The sequence below is a fragment of the Acidocella sp. genome (genome assembly GCF_028687955.1).
Taxonomy (GTDB): Bacteria; Pseudomonadota; Alphaproteobacteria; order Acetobacterales; family Acetobacteraceae; genus Acidocella.
On record NZ_JAQTZC010000052.1, the window covers coordinates 1 to 16,029 of the forward strand.

The 16,029-nt window shown below is 62.8% G+C and carries 15 protein-coding genes; 9 read left to right on the forward strand and 6 right to left on the reverse strand.

Annotated elements, in window-relative coordinates; genetic code table 11:
• Positions 1–122, reverse strand: a 122-nt coding sequence (locus PHE40_RS11035) for a glutamate--tRNA ligase family protein (RefSeq protein ID WP_299960564.1), incomplete at its 3' end; no start/stop codon positions are given.
• A 182-nt stretch (positions 123–304) separates the two neighbouring features.
• On the opposite strand from PHE40_RS11035, the gene PHE40_RS07990 reads away from it, so the two are divergent.
• The 4 genes from PHE40_RS07990 to PHE40_RS08005 all read left to right on the forward strand — a co-directional run bounded on the left by PHE40_RS07990 (position 305) and on the right by PHE40_RS08005 (position 4,487).
• Entirely contained in the window at positions 305–865 is a 561-nt protein-coding gene (locus PHE40_RS07990; RefSeq protein ID WP_291422388.1) for an HNH endonuclease, read from the forward strand.
• Between the two features lie 76 nt (positions 866–941).
• Positions 942–1,376 carry a YeeE/YedE family protein gene (locus tag PHE40_RS07995; RefSeq protein ID WP_299960530.1) on the forward strand — a complete coding sequence of 145 codons (435 nt, stop codon included), beginning with the start codon at positions 942–944 and terminating at the stop codon, positions 1,374–1,376.
• Positions 1,376–1,804, forward strand: a complete 429-nt coding sequence (locus tag PHE40_RS08000; protein ID WP_299960533.1) for a DUF6691 family protein — start codon at positions 1,376–1,378, stop codon at positions 1,802–1,804. The genes PHE40_RS07995 and PHE40_RS08000 overlap by 1 nt, the downstream gene beginning before the upstream one ends.
• A gap of 244 nt (positions 1,805–2,048) precedes the next feature.
• Positions 2,049–4,487 carry an FAD-dependent oxidoreductase gene (locus PHE40_RS08005; protein ID WP_299960536.1) on the forward strand — a complete coding sequence of 813 codons (2,439 nt, stop codon included), beginning with the start codon at positions 2,049–2,051 and terminating at the stop codon, positions 4,485–4,487.
• Between the two features lie 150 nt (positions 4,488–4,637).
• Here the strand turns inward: PHE40_RS08005 and PHE40_RS08010 are convergent, their stop codons facing one another.
• Positions 4,638–5,129, reverse strand: coding sequence for a L,D-transpeptidase (locus PHE40_RS08010; RefSeq protein ID WP_408838844.1), 492 nt, complete (start codon positions 5,127–5,129; stop codon positions 4,638–4,640).
• The gene (gene ribA, locus PHE40_RS08015; RefSeq protein ID WP_299960539.1) at positions 5,122–6,243 is read right to left on the reverse strand and encodes a GTP cyclohydrolase II; all 1,122 of its coding nucleotides are present in this window, start codon (positions 6,241–6,243) and stop codon (positions 5,122–5,124) included. The genes PHE40_RS08010 and ribA overlap by 8 nt, the downstream gene beginning before the upstream one ends.
• A gap of 92 nt (positions 6,244–6,335) precedes the next feature.
• Between ribA and PHE40_RS08020 the strand changes: the two genes are divergently transcribed.
• Together PHE40_RS08020 and PHE40_RS08025 are read left to right on the forward strand one after the other, a co-directional pair.
• The gene (locus PHE40_RS08020) at positions 6,336–7,052 is read left to right on the forward strand and encodes a response regulator transcription factor (protein WP_299960542.1); all 717 of its coding nucleotides are present in this window, start codon (positions 6,336–6,338) and stop codon (positions 7,050–7,052) included.
• 257 nt (positions 7,053–7,309) lie between these two features.
• On the forward strand, positions 7,310–8,932 hold the full coding sequence (locus PHE40_RS08025; protein ID WP_299960545.1) for an AMP-binding protein: 1,623 nt from the start codon (positions 7,310–7,312) through the stop codon (positions 8,930–8,932).
• 91 nt (positions 8,933–9,023) lie between these two features.
• Here PHE40_RS08025 and clpA read toward each other — a convergent pair whose 3' ends face one another.
• From clpA to PHE40_RS08040, 3 genes are all read right to left on the reverse strand, one after another.
• Entirely contained in the window at positions 9,024–11,366 is a 2,343-nt protein-coding gene (gene clpA / locus PHE40_RS08030) for an ATP-dependent Clp protease ATP-binding subunit ClpA (RefSeq protein WP_299960548.1), read from the reverse strand.
• A gap of 150 nt (positions 11,367–11,516) precedes the next feature.
• Positions 11,517–11,846 (reverse strand): ATP-dependent Clp protease adapter ClpS, encoded by a 330-nt coding sequence (clpS, locus tag PHE40_RS08035; RefSeq protein ID WP_284258967.1) that lies wholly within the window; start codon positions 11,844–11,846, stop codon positions 11,517–11,519.
• Positions 11,847–12,167: 321 nt separating this feature from the next.
• Complete coding sequence (locus tag PHE40_RS08040) at positions 12,168–12,686, reverse strand: phasin family protein (RefSeq protein WP_299960554.1); 519 nt, start codon at positions 12,684–12,686, stop codon at positions 12,168–12,170.
• 353 nt (positions 12,687–13,039) lie between these two features.
• Here PHE40_RS08040 and PHE40_RS08045 point away from each other — a divergent pair, with 353 nt between their 5' ends.
• The 3 genes from PHE40_RS08045 to PHE40_RS08055 all read left to right on the forward strand — a co-directional run.
• Positions 13,040–14,347: a D-alanyl-D-alanine carboxypeptidase family protein gene (locus tag PHE40_RS08045; RefSeq protein ID WP_299960557.1), complete on the forward strand. Its 1,308-nt coding sequence runs from the start codon at positions 13,040–13,042 to the stop codon at positions 14,345–14,347.
• A 55-nt stretch (positions 14,348–14,402) separates the two neighbouring features.
• The gene (locus PHE40_RS08050) at positions 14,403–14,990 is read left to right on the forward strand and encodes a DedA family protein (RefSeq protein WP_299960560.1); all 588 of its coding nucleotides are present in this window, start codon (positions 14,403–14,405) and stop codon (positions 14,988–14,990) included.
• Positions 14,987–16,029 (forward strand): D-alanine--D-alanine ligase (locus PHE40_RS08055; RefSeq protein WP_299960561.1); only part of this gene is annotated, 1,043 nt, incomplete at its 3' end. The genes PHE40_RS08050 and PHE40_RS08055, both read left to right, overlap by 4 nt.

A 16,029-nucleotide genomic window follows, 5' to 3' on the forward strand; every position in this document is an offset into this window, starting at 1 on the left:
TCGATATCTTCCAGCCGCAGCCGGAACACATCCGCGCGCACCCAGGCGTTCCAGGCCGAAAATGCGTGGCCAAGATGGAGATACCCGGTGGGGCTGGGGGCGAAGCGCGTGGTGATATTCATGGCCGCGCCGATATAAGCATCCCCCCGCCTGCATGTGACAAGTGGTTTACAAACGCTTTCCTGTCTTGCGGCTGCCCGCCGCATTTGTCATAAAGTTCCCATGACTCGTACTAACCACCATATTTGGCTGGGGTTCGCGGTTTCTCCCCAAAATCTTGTCCCGTTCTGGGACCGGTTCAGTAATGCCTGACGGCGGGGCAAATTTTCCCGCGCTCGTCTTAAATGCGGATTTCCGTCCGCTGTCCTATTTTCCGTTGTCGACCTGGAACTGGCAGGATGCCGTGAAAGCGGTGTTCCTGGACCGCGTTTCCGTGCTTTCCGAGTACGAGAAAGAGGTCCACAGCCCCAGCTTCACCATGCGTCTGCCCAGCGTCATCGCCCTGCGCGACTTCATCCCCTCCGCGCGCACCCCGGCCTTCACCCGTTTCAACGTGTTCCTGCGCGATACTTTCACCTGCCAGTATTGCGGCCACAAGCGCTGCGCCCCGGAGCTAACCTTCGACCATGTGATCCCCCGCGCCCATGGCGGGCGCACGAGCTGGGAAAATGTCGTCACCGCCTGCGGCCCGTGCAATCTGCGCAAGGGCAGCAAACTCCCGCGTGAATGTAACATGATCCCTCACCAAGAACCCCGCCGCCCCACCAGCTGGGAGTTGCAGGACCGGGGCAGGGGCTTCCCGCCCAATTTCCTGCACCAGAGCTGGCGCGATTTTCTCTACTGGGATTCCGAGCTGGAAAATTAACTCCTGCTGCATATCTTGCCCCGGCACCGTTTTCGTTGGATCAGATGAATGATGGTGAATTATTTACAGGGGTTGCATGTCTATCGTCATTGAACAAGCGGTGTTGGAAGAAGCTTTAGCCGGCGGGGTGTTCATCGGCCTTGCCGCCGCCGGGTTGCTGCTGGTCAACGGCCGCATCGCCGGCATCAGCGGCATCATGGCCGGCGCCACCGGGCCGCAGCCTAAAATCTGGCAATGGGCGTTTGTGCTTGGCCTGGTGGCGGCGGGCGCCGCCGCGGCTCTGCTGGGGCGCGCGCTGCCCCCGGCGCTTGGCCAGGAGCCTCTGCCCTTGCTGGCGGTTGCCGGCCTGCTGGCCGGTTTTGGCACCCGCCTGGGCAACGGCTGCACCAGCGGCCATGGGGTTTGCGGCATCGCCCGGCTCAACCCGCGCTCGCTGGTGGCCACTTGCGTGTTCATGCTCACCGCCGGGCTAACCGTATTTGTCACCCGCCACCTGCTGGGGCACGGCTGATGCGCCTCAATTCCGTAGTTTCCGCCTTTGCCTTTGGCCTCATCCTCGGCGCCGGGCTGGTTCTCTCCGGCATGGCCGACCCTGACCGCGTCAAAGCCTTCCTCGATGTCACCGGCGCCTGGAATCCTTCCCTGGCCCTGGTCATGGGCGGTGCCATCGCGGTTGCCGCCCCGGCCTTCTACTTTGCCAGGCGCCGCGGCAGCGCCATGCAGGGATGCGGCATCTCGCCAGCGGGCAGCGCGGTGGTGGACGGCAAACTGCTGCTCGGCGCCGCGATCTTCGGCCTCGGCTGGGGGCTTGCGGGCATCTGCCCCGGTCCCGGCCTTGTCCTGCTCGGCTACGGCGCGCGCGGCGCGCTCGTCTTTGCCGCCGCCATGGTCATCGGCACCCGCCTCGCCGGCTTTTTCGCCCCGCCCGAGGACGCATGAGCACCTTGTCATACCAGTCAGCCTTAAGGCTGACTGGTATGCGCGCGGGGCTGGTGGGGCGGCCGCGCGCAAAAATAAGAGCTTATACCAGCCCGCCACCAAACCCAGAGAGTCAAGTTCTTGGCGGGCTGGTATCATAGGCCAAGGGTAATGGTACTGCGCCATGAGCGGATTACAGCCGCATTGATGACGGCCCGCCGCGCCGTCTCTTGTCACCCTCGCTGTTCAGTTTAATGATGCGGCCATGACCCTCCCAACCCAATCGCGCGCCGTCATCATCGGCGGCGGCATCATTGGTTGTTCCACCGCTTATCACCTGGCCAAACTGGGCTGGGAAGTCACGCTGCTGGAGCGCGCCAAGCTCACCTCGGGCAGCACCTTCCATGCCGCCGGCCTGGTTGGCCAGCTTCGTTCCTCGGCCAGCATCACCCAGTTGCTCGGTGAATCGGTGAAGCTCTACCGCTCGCTGGAAGCCGAAACCGGCCTTGCCACCGGCTGGAAGATGAACGGCGGCCTGCGCCTCGCCTGCAACCAGGAGCGCTGGACCGAGGTGAAGCGCCAAGCCACCACAGCGCGCTCCTTCGGGCTGGAGATGCATTTGCTCACGCCCAAGGAAGCCCAGGACCTCTGGCCCCTGATGCAGATCGGCGATATCATCGGCGCCGCCTTTTTGCCGACTGATGGCCAGGCCAACCCGTCGGATATCACCCTCTCGCTGGCCAAGGGTGCGCGCATGAACGGCGCGAAAATCTTCGAGGACTCGCCGGTCACCTCCATCGAGGTCACGGGCGGGCGCGTCAGCGCCGTGCTCACCGCGCAGGGGCGCATCGCCACCGAGGCCGTCATCGTCTGCTGCGGCCAATGGAGCCGCACCCTCTGCGCCACCGTTGGCGTGAATGTGCCCCTGGTCTCGGTCGAGCATCAATATATGGTCACCGAAGCCATCCCCGGCACGCCTAAAAACCTGCCCACTTTGCGCGACCCGGACCGCCTGACCTATTACAAGGAGGAAGTCGGCGGCCTCGTCATGGGCGGCTATGAGCCCAACCCCATCCCCTGGGCCGTGCAGGGCATCCCGGAGAATTTCTCCTACCAGCTGCTCAATTCCAACTGGGAGCATTTCGAGCCGATCATGGAGCTGGCCATCGGCCGCGTCCCCGCACTTGCCACCGCCGGGGTCAAAACCCTCATCAACGGGCCGGAAAGCTTCACCCCTGACGGTAATTTCATCCTCGGCGAAGCCCCGGAACTTCCCGGCCTCTTCGTCGGCGCCGGGTTCAACGCCTTTGGCATCGCCTCGGGCGGGGGCGCTGGCAAAATGCTGGCCGAATGGGTGGCGGGCGGCGAACCCCCGGTTGATCTCTGGCCCGTTGATATCCGCCGCTTCGGCCCCCCGCACCGTGACACCGGCTGGGTGCGCACCCGCACGCTGGAAGCCTACGCCAAGCATTACACCATGGCCTGGCCATCGGAGGAATACAAATCCGCCCGCCCGCTGCGCCGCTCCCCGCTTTATGCGCGCCTTGAGCAATCCGGCGCCTGCTTTGGCGAAAAACTCGGCTGGGAGCGCCCCAACTGGTTCGCCGCCCCGGGCGAAACCCCTGCTGACATTTACACCTTCGAGAAACCAAACTGGTTTGCCGCCGTCGCGCGTGAACACGCGAACACGCGGCGCAACGTCACCCTGTTTGACGAAACCTCCTTCGCCAAATTCCTCTTCACCGGCCGTGATGCCGAGGCGGCTCTCTCCTGGATCTGCGCCAACGACATCTCAGCGCCCCCCGGCAGCCTCACCTACACGCAAATGTGCAACGCCCGCGGCGGCATCGAGGCCGATCTCACCATCGCCCGCCTGGAGGAGCGCAAATTCTACATCACCACCGGCACCGGCTTCGCCACGCATGATGCCGATTGGATCACCCGCAACATCCCCAAGGGGATGGACGCGCAGCTGCTCGATGTCACCTCCGCCTACGCCACCCTTGCGCTGATGGGGCCACACGCCCGCGCGGTCTTGCAGCAGATCACCACGGACGATCTCTCCAACGCCGCCTTTCCCTTCGGCACCGTGCGCACCATCTCCGCCGCCGGCGCGCGCGTCATGGCCTTGCGCATCACCTATGTCGGCGAGCTTGGCTGGGAGCTGCATATCCCCACCGAATTTGCCCTCACCGTCTATGACGCGCTGATGGCGGCGGGCGCTGCCTACGGCATCGCGCCGGGCGGCTATCGCGCCATCGAATCCCTGCGCCTGGAGAAATTCTACCGCGCCTGGGGCTCGGATATCGGCCCGGACCACACCCCGCTCGAAGCCGGGTTGCGCCCCTTCGTGAAACTGAAAAAACCCATCCCCTTCCTCGGCCGCGCGGCGCTGGAAGCCCAGGCGGCCACCCCGCTGAAGAAGCGGCTCGTGAGTTTCACCACAAACGACCCGAACGTGATTCTTCTCGGCCGCGAGACCATCTACCGCGACAATATCCGCGTCGGCTGGCTCACCGGCGGCGGCTATGGCCACACCACCGGCAAGCCCATCGGCTTTGGCTATGTCCGCAATCCTGAAGGTGTGAGCAACGAATTTCTCACCTCGGGCACTTACGAACTCGAAGCCGCCACGGTGCGCGTGCCCGCCACCTTGCACCTGGCCCCGCTCTACGACCCCAAAATGGAGAAAATCAAAGCCTGATCGCCCGCGCCGTTATCGCCACTCAACCCCGCGGCCTATTCATTGCTTTTTCAAATCAAACCCGCACAAATTGGGGTGCAAGTAAAAAATTAAGTATAACTAACAAGTTGTTATACAAAAAACCTCAGCCGCGCTCCACGTGGAGCATGGCTAAGCGCGCACCTCAACCCCCGTCAGCCCCGCCGCCAGCGCCGCCAGCACATCGCGCAATGCCAGCGCCACGCAGCCCGCCGTCGGCGCGAAATCCGCCGCCGCCACATGCAGAAAAATCGCCGAGCCGCGCCCAGGCACAACCGGCGCCAGATTCCACCCCAGCACGCCGATCACATCATAAACCCCGTCCGCGCGCCATAATGCCTCATGGCGGGCGGGGTAGGGCAGGCTCACCGGCCGGTTATACGCCGCATCGGCAACATCATCGCACCAGCCGTCAAACTTTCCAATCGGCTCAAGCGGCACGGCGCATACCGGCGGCCTTATCCGGTCAGCGCGATACATCACCCGCAACAATTCCAGCCGCCCCAGCGGCGTTGCGCCATCGCCCTCAACCTTGTGCCCGCTCACGCCCGCGCGCCCGCACACCGCGCGCAACCTCAGCTCGGCACCCTGCAACAAACCGTTCTGGTAGTAGAACTCAACCAAGATAATGTCCGAACCGCGCGGCCTTTGTTGCCAAATACGCATCATTCACGCCGTTGGGCGCGAATTCATGCGCCACGCGCGCCACCACCTCAATCCCGCAGGCTTCCAGCGAGGCCACCTTCTCCGGGTTATTCGTCAACAGCCGGATGCGCGTCATCCCCAGCGCGCGCAACATCGCCGCGGCAATCGAGAAATTGCGTTCATCCGCCTGCCAGCCCAGCGCCCGGTTGGCATCCAGCGTATCCAGTCCGCGGTCCTGCATCGTATAGGCCCGCAATTTGTTGATCAGCCCGATCCCCCGGCCCTCCTGCGCCAGATACAGCACCGCCCCGGCGCCTTCGGCCGCCATCCGGGCAATCGCCCCGCGCAGTTGCGGCCCGCAGTCGCAGCGCAAACTTCCCAGCAAATCACCGGTGAAACATTCTGAATGTACCCGCACCAGCGGCGCCTCCTGCGCCGCCGGATTGCCCACCAGGATGGCCATATGCTCAATTCCCTGGTCCAGCGCGCGAAAGGCGATCAGCCGCGCATCCCGCGCATCCTCAAGCGGCACCGCCACCTCCGCCACCTTGGTGAGCGAGGCCGCCAACTCCAGAGGATAGGCCAGCAGATCTTTCGCAGGCACGCTCAGCAGATCATGCCCAGCCGGTACGCTGGCCCAGCCGTGGCGCACCGGCGCCACCACCATCGCGGGCAGCAGGCGCGCCAGCTTGCCCAGCGCCAGCGCCGCAGCGGCGGCGGCCGGCGGGTCCACCATTTCAAAATGGGGCAGAATCTGTTCCATCGTGGGGTCTGCCACGCGCTTGAGAGTTTCAGAATCAATCAGCGGGCGAGTCAGTTTCAGGGCAATGGCGGGAGCTTGGGAGTCAACTTCCCGTTGCAGCACAGCGGCAGCCCGTGCGGGAGCCAGCAACAGCATGGCCCCTTCGCTGGAGAGCAGGTCGATTAGCCGCAGCCCTTCCGCCCCAACGGTTTCAGCCGGGGCGATGATCAAGGGCCGCGGCGCGGCCAGTACAACGGGCACACCACGCTTGGCTTCTGCAATCGCCCGGTGAACGGCGCGTGTGCGCGGGGTTCCCAGCGCATTTCCGGTAGGTTTTAAAGCGGTCTTCATAACCCATAAATAAGCTGCTCATGGTACTTCTGCCAGAGGTGCTGACACTGGCGCGAAACAACTCTATATTTAGAGTGTCAATGGAGAGAAATATGGCCAGCCAGTACTCGATTCTTGTCGTGGACGACGACACCGCCCTGAGAACGGTGCTGGTGGAGCAGCTTGCACAGGATGGCGAATTCGAACCTACCGAGGCGGACAGCCTGGCCCAGGCCGAGCAACAGCTCGCCGGAACGCATGCGCGTTTCGATCTGATTCTGCTTGATATCAGCCTGCCGGATGGCGATGGCCGGGATTATTGCAAAAAATTGCGCGCCAGAGGTATCAAAACACCGATCATCCTGCTCACCGGACATGTGGAGGAGAATGATGTCGTCAGCGGGCTGGACGCGGGGGCCAATGACTATGTCGCCAAACCGTTCCGGTTGAATGAGCTGCTGGCCCGCCTGCGTGCGCAGATGCGTGCTTTCGAGGGTTCGGAGGATGCGGTTTTCAACATTGGTTCATACACATTCCGCCCCGCGGCGAAGCAATTGACGGATATCGGGCGCAACAAAAAAGTACGGTTGACCGACAAGGAAAGCGCGATCCTGAAGTTCCTCTATCGCGCCGCTGGCAAGCCTGTATCGCGCCAGGTGCTGCTCAACGAGGTCTGGGGTTATAACGCCGCCGTCACCACGCACACATTGGAGACCCATATCTACCGGCTGCGCCAGAAGATTGAGCTGGACCCCGCGGTTTCCCGTCTGCTACTGACCGAGGGCGGGGGTTACCGGTTGAACGCTGACGGCAGCATCCCGGCCGCCTGAGGCGGGCCGCTTCAATCAGGCGCGGCGGCTCATCCTGCGTTGCCCGGCCGGTACCAGTTGCTCAGATTGTTGAGCAGGGTGAGCAGGTTGATCCGGTAGGTTTTCCGGTCAATTTCTATTGATGTTCTATTGATGCCGGTGCCGCGGCGCTGATGCGCCTGCCGGCCGGGAGTTTTTGAGACATGGCCGAACCCGGCGCTGATGCTGCCGCCGGGGTAATGAAAACCAGGGATGAAAGCGCAAGAATGAGCGAACCAATGACTGCAATTTTTGAAACGGGTTTGGACCGGAACCCGGCAAACTATGTGCCGCTCTCGCCGCTCAGTTTTCTGCGGCGGGCGGCGCGTGTGTTTCCCGGCAAATGCGCGCTTACGCACCATGACCGCCGTTACACCTATGCGCAACTCGCCATACGCATCCGCAAGGTTGCCAGTGCTATAAAGGCCGTTGGCGTGCGGCCAGGAGAATGTGTGGCCGTGCTGGCGCCCAATGGCCCCGCGGCGCTGGAGGCGCATTATGCGGTGCCGCTCGCGGGGGCGGTGCTGTGCATGGTCAATACGCTGCTGGATGCGGCCACTATTGCCTTCATCCTTGAACATGCGGCGGCAAAATTGTTTCTGGTGGACCGTGAATGGGCCCCCAAGGCGCGCGCCGCGCTGGATATGCTGGGCCGTGAGGTGGCGCTGGTGGAGATTGCGGATGAAGCGGCCCCCGCCGGGTTAACGCTGGGCGCGCCGGAATACGAGGACTGGATGGCCCCGCACGAGCCGGCCGCCTGGAGCGGACCCGAGGACGAGTGGAAGGCGATTGCGGTCAATTACACATCGGGCACGACAGGCAACCCGAAAGGCGTGGTGTACTCGCATCGCGGCGCGTATCTGGGGGCGCTTGGCGTGGCGTTGACCATTGGGCTGACGCCACAGAGCCGGTATTTGTGGACGCTGCCGATGTTCCATTGCTCCGGCTGGACGTTTACATGGGCCGTGACCGCGCTGGGGGCCACGCATGTATGCCTGCGCAAGGTGGAGGCCGGCGCGATTTTTGAACATATCGAGCGGCATGAGGTGACGCATATGTGCGGTGCGCCGATTGTGCTGGGCATGCTCATCAACGCGCCCGCCGGGCTGCGTAAACCCCTGGCGCGTGAGGTTCTGCTTGTCACCGGGGGCGCAGCGCCACCGAGCGCGATCATCGAGGGGATGGAGCGCCTGGGCTTTCGGGTGCAGCATGTTTACGGGCTGACCGAGGTTTATGGTCCCTCCGCCACCTGTGAAATTCAACCCGGCTGGCCGGCGCTGGATGTTGCCACGCGGGCTAGGCTGATGGCGCGCCAGGGGGTGCCGGGGATCACGCAGGAGGATCTCAGCATCCTTGACCCGCAGGGAGAGCCTGTGCCAGCCGATGGCCACACCTTAGGTGAGCTTGCGTTCCGGGGCAATGTGGTGATGAAGGGGTATTTGAAAAATACCAAGGCCACGGAAGAGGTTTTTCGTAATGGCTGGTTCCTGACCGGCGATCTTGGCGTGCTGCACCCAGATGGATATGTCGAGATAAAGGACCGCTCGAAAGATATTATCATCTCCGGCGGGGAGAACATCTCATCATTGGAGGTGGAAGACGTGCTCTACCGGCATCCGGCTGTGCGGGAAGCCGCTGTGGTGGCGGCGCCTGACGAAAAATGGGGTGAGGTGCCGATGGCGGTGGTCACGCTGAAGGACGGCGCCAGCGTGACGCCCGAAGAGCTGAGCGCCTATTGCCGCGAGCATCTGGCCGGGTTCAAAATTCCAAAGAAATATATGTTCGCCGAATTACCCAAGACATCCACCGGGAAAATCCAGAAACAAATTCTACGCAAGTTGGCGCAACAGCATCGTGCCTGAGGCGCCGTTTGAGTGGGGGAGGGGCGTGTTTTAGAGCCGGTTTCAGACATGAGACGGAATCGCATGGTGATTCCATCTCGTGTCATCCGGTTTAATGTGCCTCCTCTGGTTGCTTTTCGCCCGCCGGATCGTCGCCATCGGCCTCCGGCTTGGGCAGGGCGGGCAGGGCGGCTTCCGCCACGTCGAAGGCCAGCTTGCCGTCCTTCAGCGTCACCTTCACCGCGCCCCCCTTCACCAGCTTGCCGAACAGCAGCTCCTCGGCCAGCGGCTTCTTGATCAGCTCCTGGATAACGCGGGCCAGCGGCCTTGCGCCATACAGCGGCTCGTAGCCGCGCTCGGCCAAAAACTCCTTGGCGGCGGAGGACAGCTCGATGGTCACATTGCGGTCCGCAAGCTGCGCTTCCAGCTGCATCACGAACTTCTCCACCACGCGGCCGACGATCTCTGGTGTCAGTGGCGCAAAGGGAATCACCGCATCCAGCCGGTTGCGGAATTCCGGAGTGAACATGCGCTTGATCGCATCCTCATCCTCGCCCTGGCGGACGGCGCGGCCAAAGCCGATGCCGGCCTTGGCCATATCCGCCGCCCCTGCATTGGTGGTCATGATCAGGATGACGTTGCGGAAGTCGATCTTCTTGCCGTTATGGTCGGTCAGCTTCCCATGATCCATGATCTGCAACAAGATGTTGAACAGATCCGGGTGCGCCTTCTCGATCTCGTCGAGCAGCAGCACGCAGTGTGGATGCTGGTCGATGGCGTCGGTCAGCAGCCCGCCCTGGTCAAACCCGACATAGCCGGGCGGCGCGCCGATCAGCCGCGAGACCGAATGCCGCTCCATGTATTCCGACATATCGAACCGCGTGATCTCGATCCCCAAAGTCGCCGCCAGCTGGCGCGCCACCTCGGTCTTGCCCACGCCGGTCGGGCCGGAGAACAGGTAATTGCCAATCGGCTTCTCCGCGTCGCGCAACCCGGCGCGCGAGAGCTTGATCGCGGCGGAAAGCGCCTCGATGGCGGCATTTTGGCCAAACACCATGTTCTTCAGGTCGCGCTCCAGCGTGCGCAACACCTCCTTGTCGTCAGCCGAGACGGATTTTGCCGGAATCCGCGCGATTTTCGAGACCATGTCTTCGACGTCCTTCAGCGTCACGGTCTTGCGGCGCTTGTTCTCCGGCTGAAGCATCCGCGCCGCCCCGGCTTCGTCGATCACGTCGATCGCCTTGTCAGGCAACTTGCGGTCGTTGATGTACTTGGCCGAAAGCTCCACCGCGGCGCGAATCGCGTCATCGGTGTAGCGCACCTTGTGGTGCTTCTCATAAGTGGTCTTCAGCCCGCGCAGGATCTTCACCGCATCCTCGACCGAAGGCTCATTTACGTCGATTTTCTGGAAGCGCCGCACCAGGGCGCGGTCCTTCTCGAAGTAGTTGCGGAACTCCTTATAAGTGGTCGAGCCGATGCAGCGCAGCGTGCCCTGGGCCAGCGCGGGTTTGAGCAGGTTGGAGGCATCCATCGCCCCGCCGGAGGTCGCCCCGGCGCCGATCACCGTATGGATCTCGTCGATGAACAGAATCGCGCCTGGCGTGCTCTCCATCTCGGTGACCACGGCCTTCAGCCTCTCCTCAAAATCACCGCGGTAGCGTGTCCCGGCCAGCAGCGCCCCCATATCCAGCGCGTAGATTGTGCAGTTGAGCAGCACCTCGGGCACATCGCTATCGGTGATGCGCTTGGCCAGCCCCTCGGCGATGGCGGTCTTGCCCACGCCCGGGTCGCCCACATAAAGCGGGTTGTTCTTGGTGCGGCGGCAGAGAATTTGGATCGTGCGCTCAATCTCATGCTCGCGCCCGATCAGCGGGTCGATCTTCCCGGCCAGCGCCTTTTTGTTCAGGTTGACGCAATAGGTGGAAAGCGCGTCCTGCCCGCGTTTGGGCGGGGCTTTTTCCTCGCGCTCGGCCTCGGGCTGGTCCTGCGCGCCGGTGGGCGTGCGCGGGGCGGATTTTCCGGGCGATTTGGCGATGCCGTGCGAGATGAAGTTCACCGCGTCGAGGCGCGTCATGTCCTGCAACTGCAGGAAGTACACCGCATGGCTTTCGCGCTCCGAGAACAGCGCGACCAGTACATTCGCCCCGGTCACCTCATCGCGCCCCGAGGACTGCACATGAATGGCGGCGCGTTGCACCACGCGCTGAAACCCGGCGGTCGGCTTGGGGTCTCCGGCGCGCTCGGTCGCCAGCCCGGCCAAGTCCTTGTCCAGAAACCCGGTGAGGTCTTTCTTTATTTTTTCGATATCCACGCCGCAGGCCCGCAGCACCGTGAGCGCATCGGCATCTTCCACCAGCCCGAGCAGCAAATGCTCCAGGGTCGCGTATTCATGCTTGCGGTCAGCCGCGAGTGAGAGAGCGCGGTGCAATGTTTGTTCAAGATTGCGAGAGAGCATGGATCTAAACCGTTCCTTCACGCCGATCTCCGGCGCTCCTATTTCCAGGCGTCTGATATGCCCGCCCGGCCGGCATTTTTATGCTGTCCCCGGCACCCCGGCGCCGGTCCAGTCTCGATACACATAGTGATTGTGCGTCAGAATACAGGGTCATTCTTTCTCAATCGTGCATTGCAGCGGATGCTGGTTCTGGCGGGCCAGATCCATCACCTGCGTTACCTTGGTCTCGGCCACCTCATATGTATACACGCCGCACACGCCAACACCCCGGCGATGCACATGCAGCATGATCTGCGTCGCCTGGTCGCGCGACTTCTGGAAGAACCGCTCCAGCACATGCACGACGAACTCCATCGGCGTGTAGTCGTCATTGAGCATCAGCACCTTATACATCGTCGGCTTGCGGGTCTTGGGCCGCGGCTTCACCACCACGCCGGTATTCGGCCCCTCGCTACCTTTGCGCTTGTCGTTGTCGCTCATATCCGGCATCCTGAAACATCTACCCCGTTTTGCCTATGGCTGAATTTCACCCTGACGCGCCATGATCCCACTATGCATGACCCCACTATAACAGACATCAGCTTAAGTAAGCGCATATCGAATGCTTTGCAGGGTAGGAAAGAATGAAAATAGCGCGCGGGACGAAAAACCTGGCTTTGCGCGCTGCCCGCCGGTGATGAGCCACAATGAACCATCCCACGAACAAACCCTGAAAACAAAAAAAGACCGGCCCTATCCGGGGCCGGTCTTTTTCCAACGCGTGGCCAGAAGCCGCGCCAGGCCCGTAAACACTGGGAAAGCTTAGTTGGCCTTGCCGAAGGTCTCGACGGCGAGGGCGACGCGGGCGGTCAGCGGGGCGATCGTCTGCTCGGCGAGCTTCACGGTCGCATCGGTCAACTTGCTGCTCTCGGTGACAGCCTTCTCGATGGAAGCCTTCGCGAAACCGGTCTGCAGGTCAACCGCTTCCTTAACGGACTTAACGCCCATCAGAGTCTTGGTGAAGGCAACGGTCTCTTCGATCGAAGCCTTGCTCGAAGCAGCGAACTGCTTGGAGATGTCCTGGAAACCGGCGGCATAGATCTGGCCGGCTTTCATCGCGGCTTCCAGATTGCCTTGGTTGAACGCAAGAATTTCTTCACTCTTCTTCACGGCTTTTTCTACGCCTTCCTTCAGTTTGGCCTGCGATGTCTCAAGGCCCTTGGTGGCTTTTTCAATGCCTTCCTTCACGGCGGCAATGGTGTTGTCGAAGCCCTTGGTGGCGGCTTCAGCGGTCTGCTCGATGGTGGTGGCCGGCGCCACTTTGGTTTTCGTGCTGCTCATAATACGCAATCTCCAGTTAGGACTAAATTCAGAGGCTGCACGGCCCCAACCCGGCGAGCGTGTACGGCATTTACCGCAGTGCAGCAAAAGCGTTATAGAATACCGTTTCAGCCCCGTCAACAAGTTTTTGTGCGTCGCACAAAAACTGTCATTGCGCTGACATTTGATCTCGCCCGTGCCGAATTCGTCCTCCGCCTGGGGCGGGTCTCAACAGCCTGCATTAACCCATTGGCTTTTCGGTTCTTTCGCGGTTTTTTGGCGCGTTTCCGGCTGGACATCACACGCCGGAAGCGCCTACATTGGCCTGGTTTAATGTTGGGGTGCCGTTCATGCAGGCTTGGAAGGCTGTTTCCTTGAAGAAATCCCTGGTGGTTGCTGGGTTTTGTCTTGCTGTCTGCGCGGGCGCAGCCCCCGCCCGGGCGAGCACGGAACATTACGAGCGCCACATCTACCACCCGGCCTATGTCCGGGCGGCGGATGCCGCCACGGTCAACTTCGGCCCCACATCGCCAGGCGTGAGCAGCATCGTCATTGATGCCGCCTCCGGCCAGGTGCTCGCCGCTAACGGCGCCGATATTCCGCGTTACCCCGCCAGCCTGACCAAACTGATGACGCTCGATCTCGCTTTCCAGGCCCTGCACGATGGCCGCATGACCCTGGATACCCGGATCCCTGTTTCCTTTCATGCCGCCAGTGTCGAGCCGGTGAAGCTCGGCCTGCAGCCGGGCAGCACCATTTCCGTGCATAGCGCCATTTTGGCCATGACCACCATGTCCGCCAACGATGCGGCAACCGCCCTTGGCGAGTATCTCGGCGGCGGTTCCGAGGCGAGATGCGCCGCGTTGATGACCCAGCGCGCGCATGCGCTCGGCATGGCGCAGACCCAGTTCTATAACGCCTCCGGCCTGCCTAATCCGGGCCAGGTCACCACCGCGCGCGACCTTGCCATCCTCGCGCGCGACATTGTTACCAACTACCCCGAGGATCAGCCTTTCTTCGAGGTGCAGGAATTCAACTTCCGCGGCCACCCGGTCTACAGCAACAATCAGATGCTGAAATCCTATGCCGGCGCCACCGGCATGAAGACCGGCTACACCGATCTGGCGCGCCACAACCTCGTCACCAGCGCCAAGCGCGATGGCCGCGTGCTCATCGGCGTGGAGCTGCACGAGCCATCCTGGGGCGCCAGCTATCAGCAGATGACCGCCCTGCTCGATAACGGCTTCGGCGGCCATGTCCCCGTCACCGCCACGCAGATTGCCCGCGCCCAGCCCCGCCCCGCTCCGCAGCTGCGCCGCCTGGCCGCGGCGCCGCGCCCGCACACTCCGCTCAACCACCCGCGTGATGTTCATTTGGCCAGCCGGCTCCGCAAGCCGGCCACCGGCAGCTGGGTTGCCCAGCTTGGCCTGTTCTCGCGCATCAGCAAGGCCCGTTTCGAGGCGATTGCCGCGCGCGACATCAGCGGCGCCGGCTTTGCCCGCATCGCCCGGGTGGAACGGCACGGCAAAACCCTGTGGAACGCGCAGGTCGCCGGGCTGAGCCTCGCCGCCGCGCATCAAGCCTGCGACGTTATGGCCGCGCGCGGCAATTCCTGCCACATCATCGCCCCCCCGGAGGACCATCTGGCGATGGAAACCACCGCCACCAGGGATGGCACCTAAAGCCCCCCGAGGGCAGGATTTGAGCATTTTCCCAGCTGGCTCTATGTGAGCCTTCATGATCGTCACCGAATTTGTGAACCTGCTGGCCGTTGAAGCCGGAGCCAAGCCTCTGCAGGCCGCGATTATCGTAGGCGGCACCTTTATCCTGGAGGATGCGGCCACCCTGCTGGCCGCCATGCAGGTTGCCTCCGGCGCGCTGTCGCTGCCCCTGGCGCTGGCCTCCCTCTACACCGGCATCGTGCTGGGAGACCTCGGGCTTTACGGCCTGGGTTGGCTCTCCGCCACGCACCCCTGGGCCAAACGGCTCATCCCCAGCGCCCGGCGGGAGCTGGGGCGCGAATGGGTGCGCCCGCGCATTTTTTATGTGGTGCTGGTCAGCCGGTTTGTGCCCGGGCTGCGCCTGCCCACTTACACCACCCTGGGGTTTCTGCGCGCGCATCTGGGCAAGTTCACCCTGGCGGCCATCGGCGCCACTCTCATCTGGACCTCCGGGTTATTTTTCGTCAGCCTCAAGCTCGGGCTGGTGATGATGCGCTATCTTGGCGCTTGGCGCTGGGCGGGTCTCGGCGTATTCCTCATCGTGCTGGTGGTTGTCGGCCGCGTTGTCACGCGTCTTTATAATAATAAGGGGATAACGCCATGAGCGTAACATCGCTGCCCGTATCTCTGAATGCCCCCGCCGTGCACGCCGCCGCCCGGCGCAAAAGCCCGGTTTCGTTTTTTGAATTCTGGCCCGGCTGGCTGTTCTATGCCCCGGTCGCCGTCTTCTGGGTTCTCAAATCCCTCCGTTACGGCAGTCTCACCCTGCCCACCCTGGCCAACCCGCGCATCAATGCCGGTGGCATCTGCGGCGAATCCAAAAACGAGATCCTCGGCCTGGCCGGCCCCCTGGCGCGGCAATGGATCGCCCCTTACGCGCCGCTCACCACCTCCGGCCATAACGATGGCAACGACCTCACCCTGGCCCTGGCCGCCATGGCGCGCGCGGGTCTGGCCTTTCCCGTCGTCGCCAAGCCGGACATGAGCTGCAACGGCGTGGGCGTGCGCGTGATGAAGGACGAGGCCCAGCTTTCCGCCTATTTGGCCGCCTTCCCCCGCGCCACCGCCCTGCAATTGCAGGCGCTCATCACCTATGAGGGCGAAGCCGGGATCTTCTACATCCGCCACCCCGGCGAGGCGGCCGGGCGCATCACCTCCGTAACCCTCAAATTCCCCCCCGCCGTCACCGGCGACGGCAAATGCAACGTGCGCCAGCTCATCGCGGCTGATCAGCGCCTGAATGCGGTTTCCAACCTGCTGCTACCCCAGCTTGGCGCCAAGGCGGACCACATTCCGGCGGAGGGCGAGAGCGTGCGTCTGGTTTTTGTCGGCAATCACTGCCGCGGCTCCACCTTCAAGGACGGTCTGGACATCGTCACCCCCGCCCTGGCCGCGCGGATCGACGAAATCGTCAAGGATATGCACGAGGTCTATTTCTCCCGCCTGGACCTGCGCTACGAATCGCTGGAGGCCCTGCGCGAGGGGCGTAATTTCCAGATCATCGAATTCAATGGCAGCGGCTCGGAGGCCACCCATATCTGGGACCCTGAGATGACTCTGCGCGCCGCCTACGCCACGCAGTTCTTTCATTATGGCGAATCCTTCAAAATCGGCGCCGCCATCCGCGCGCGCGGCCTGCGCCC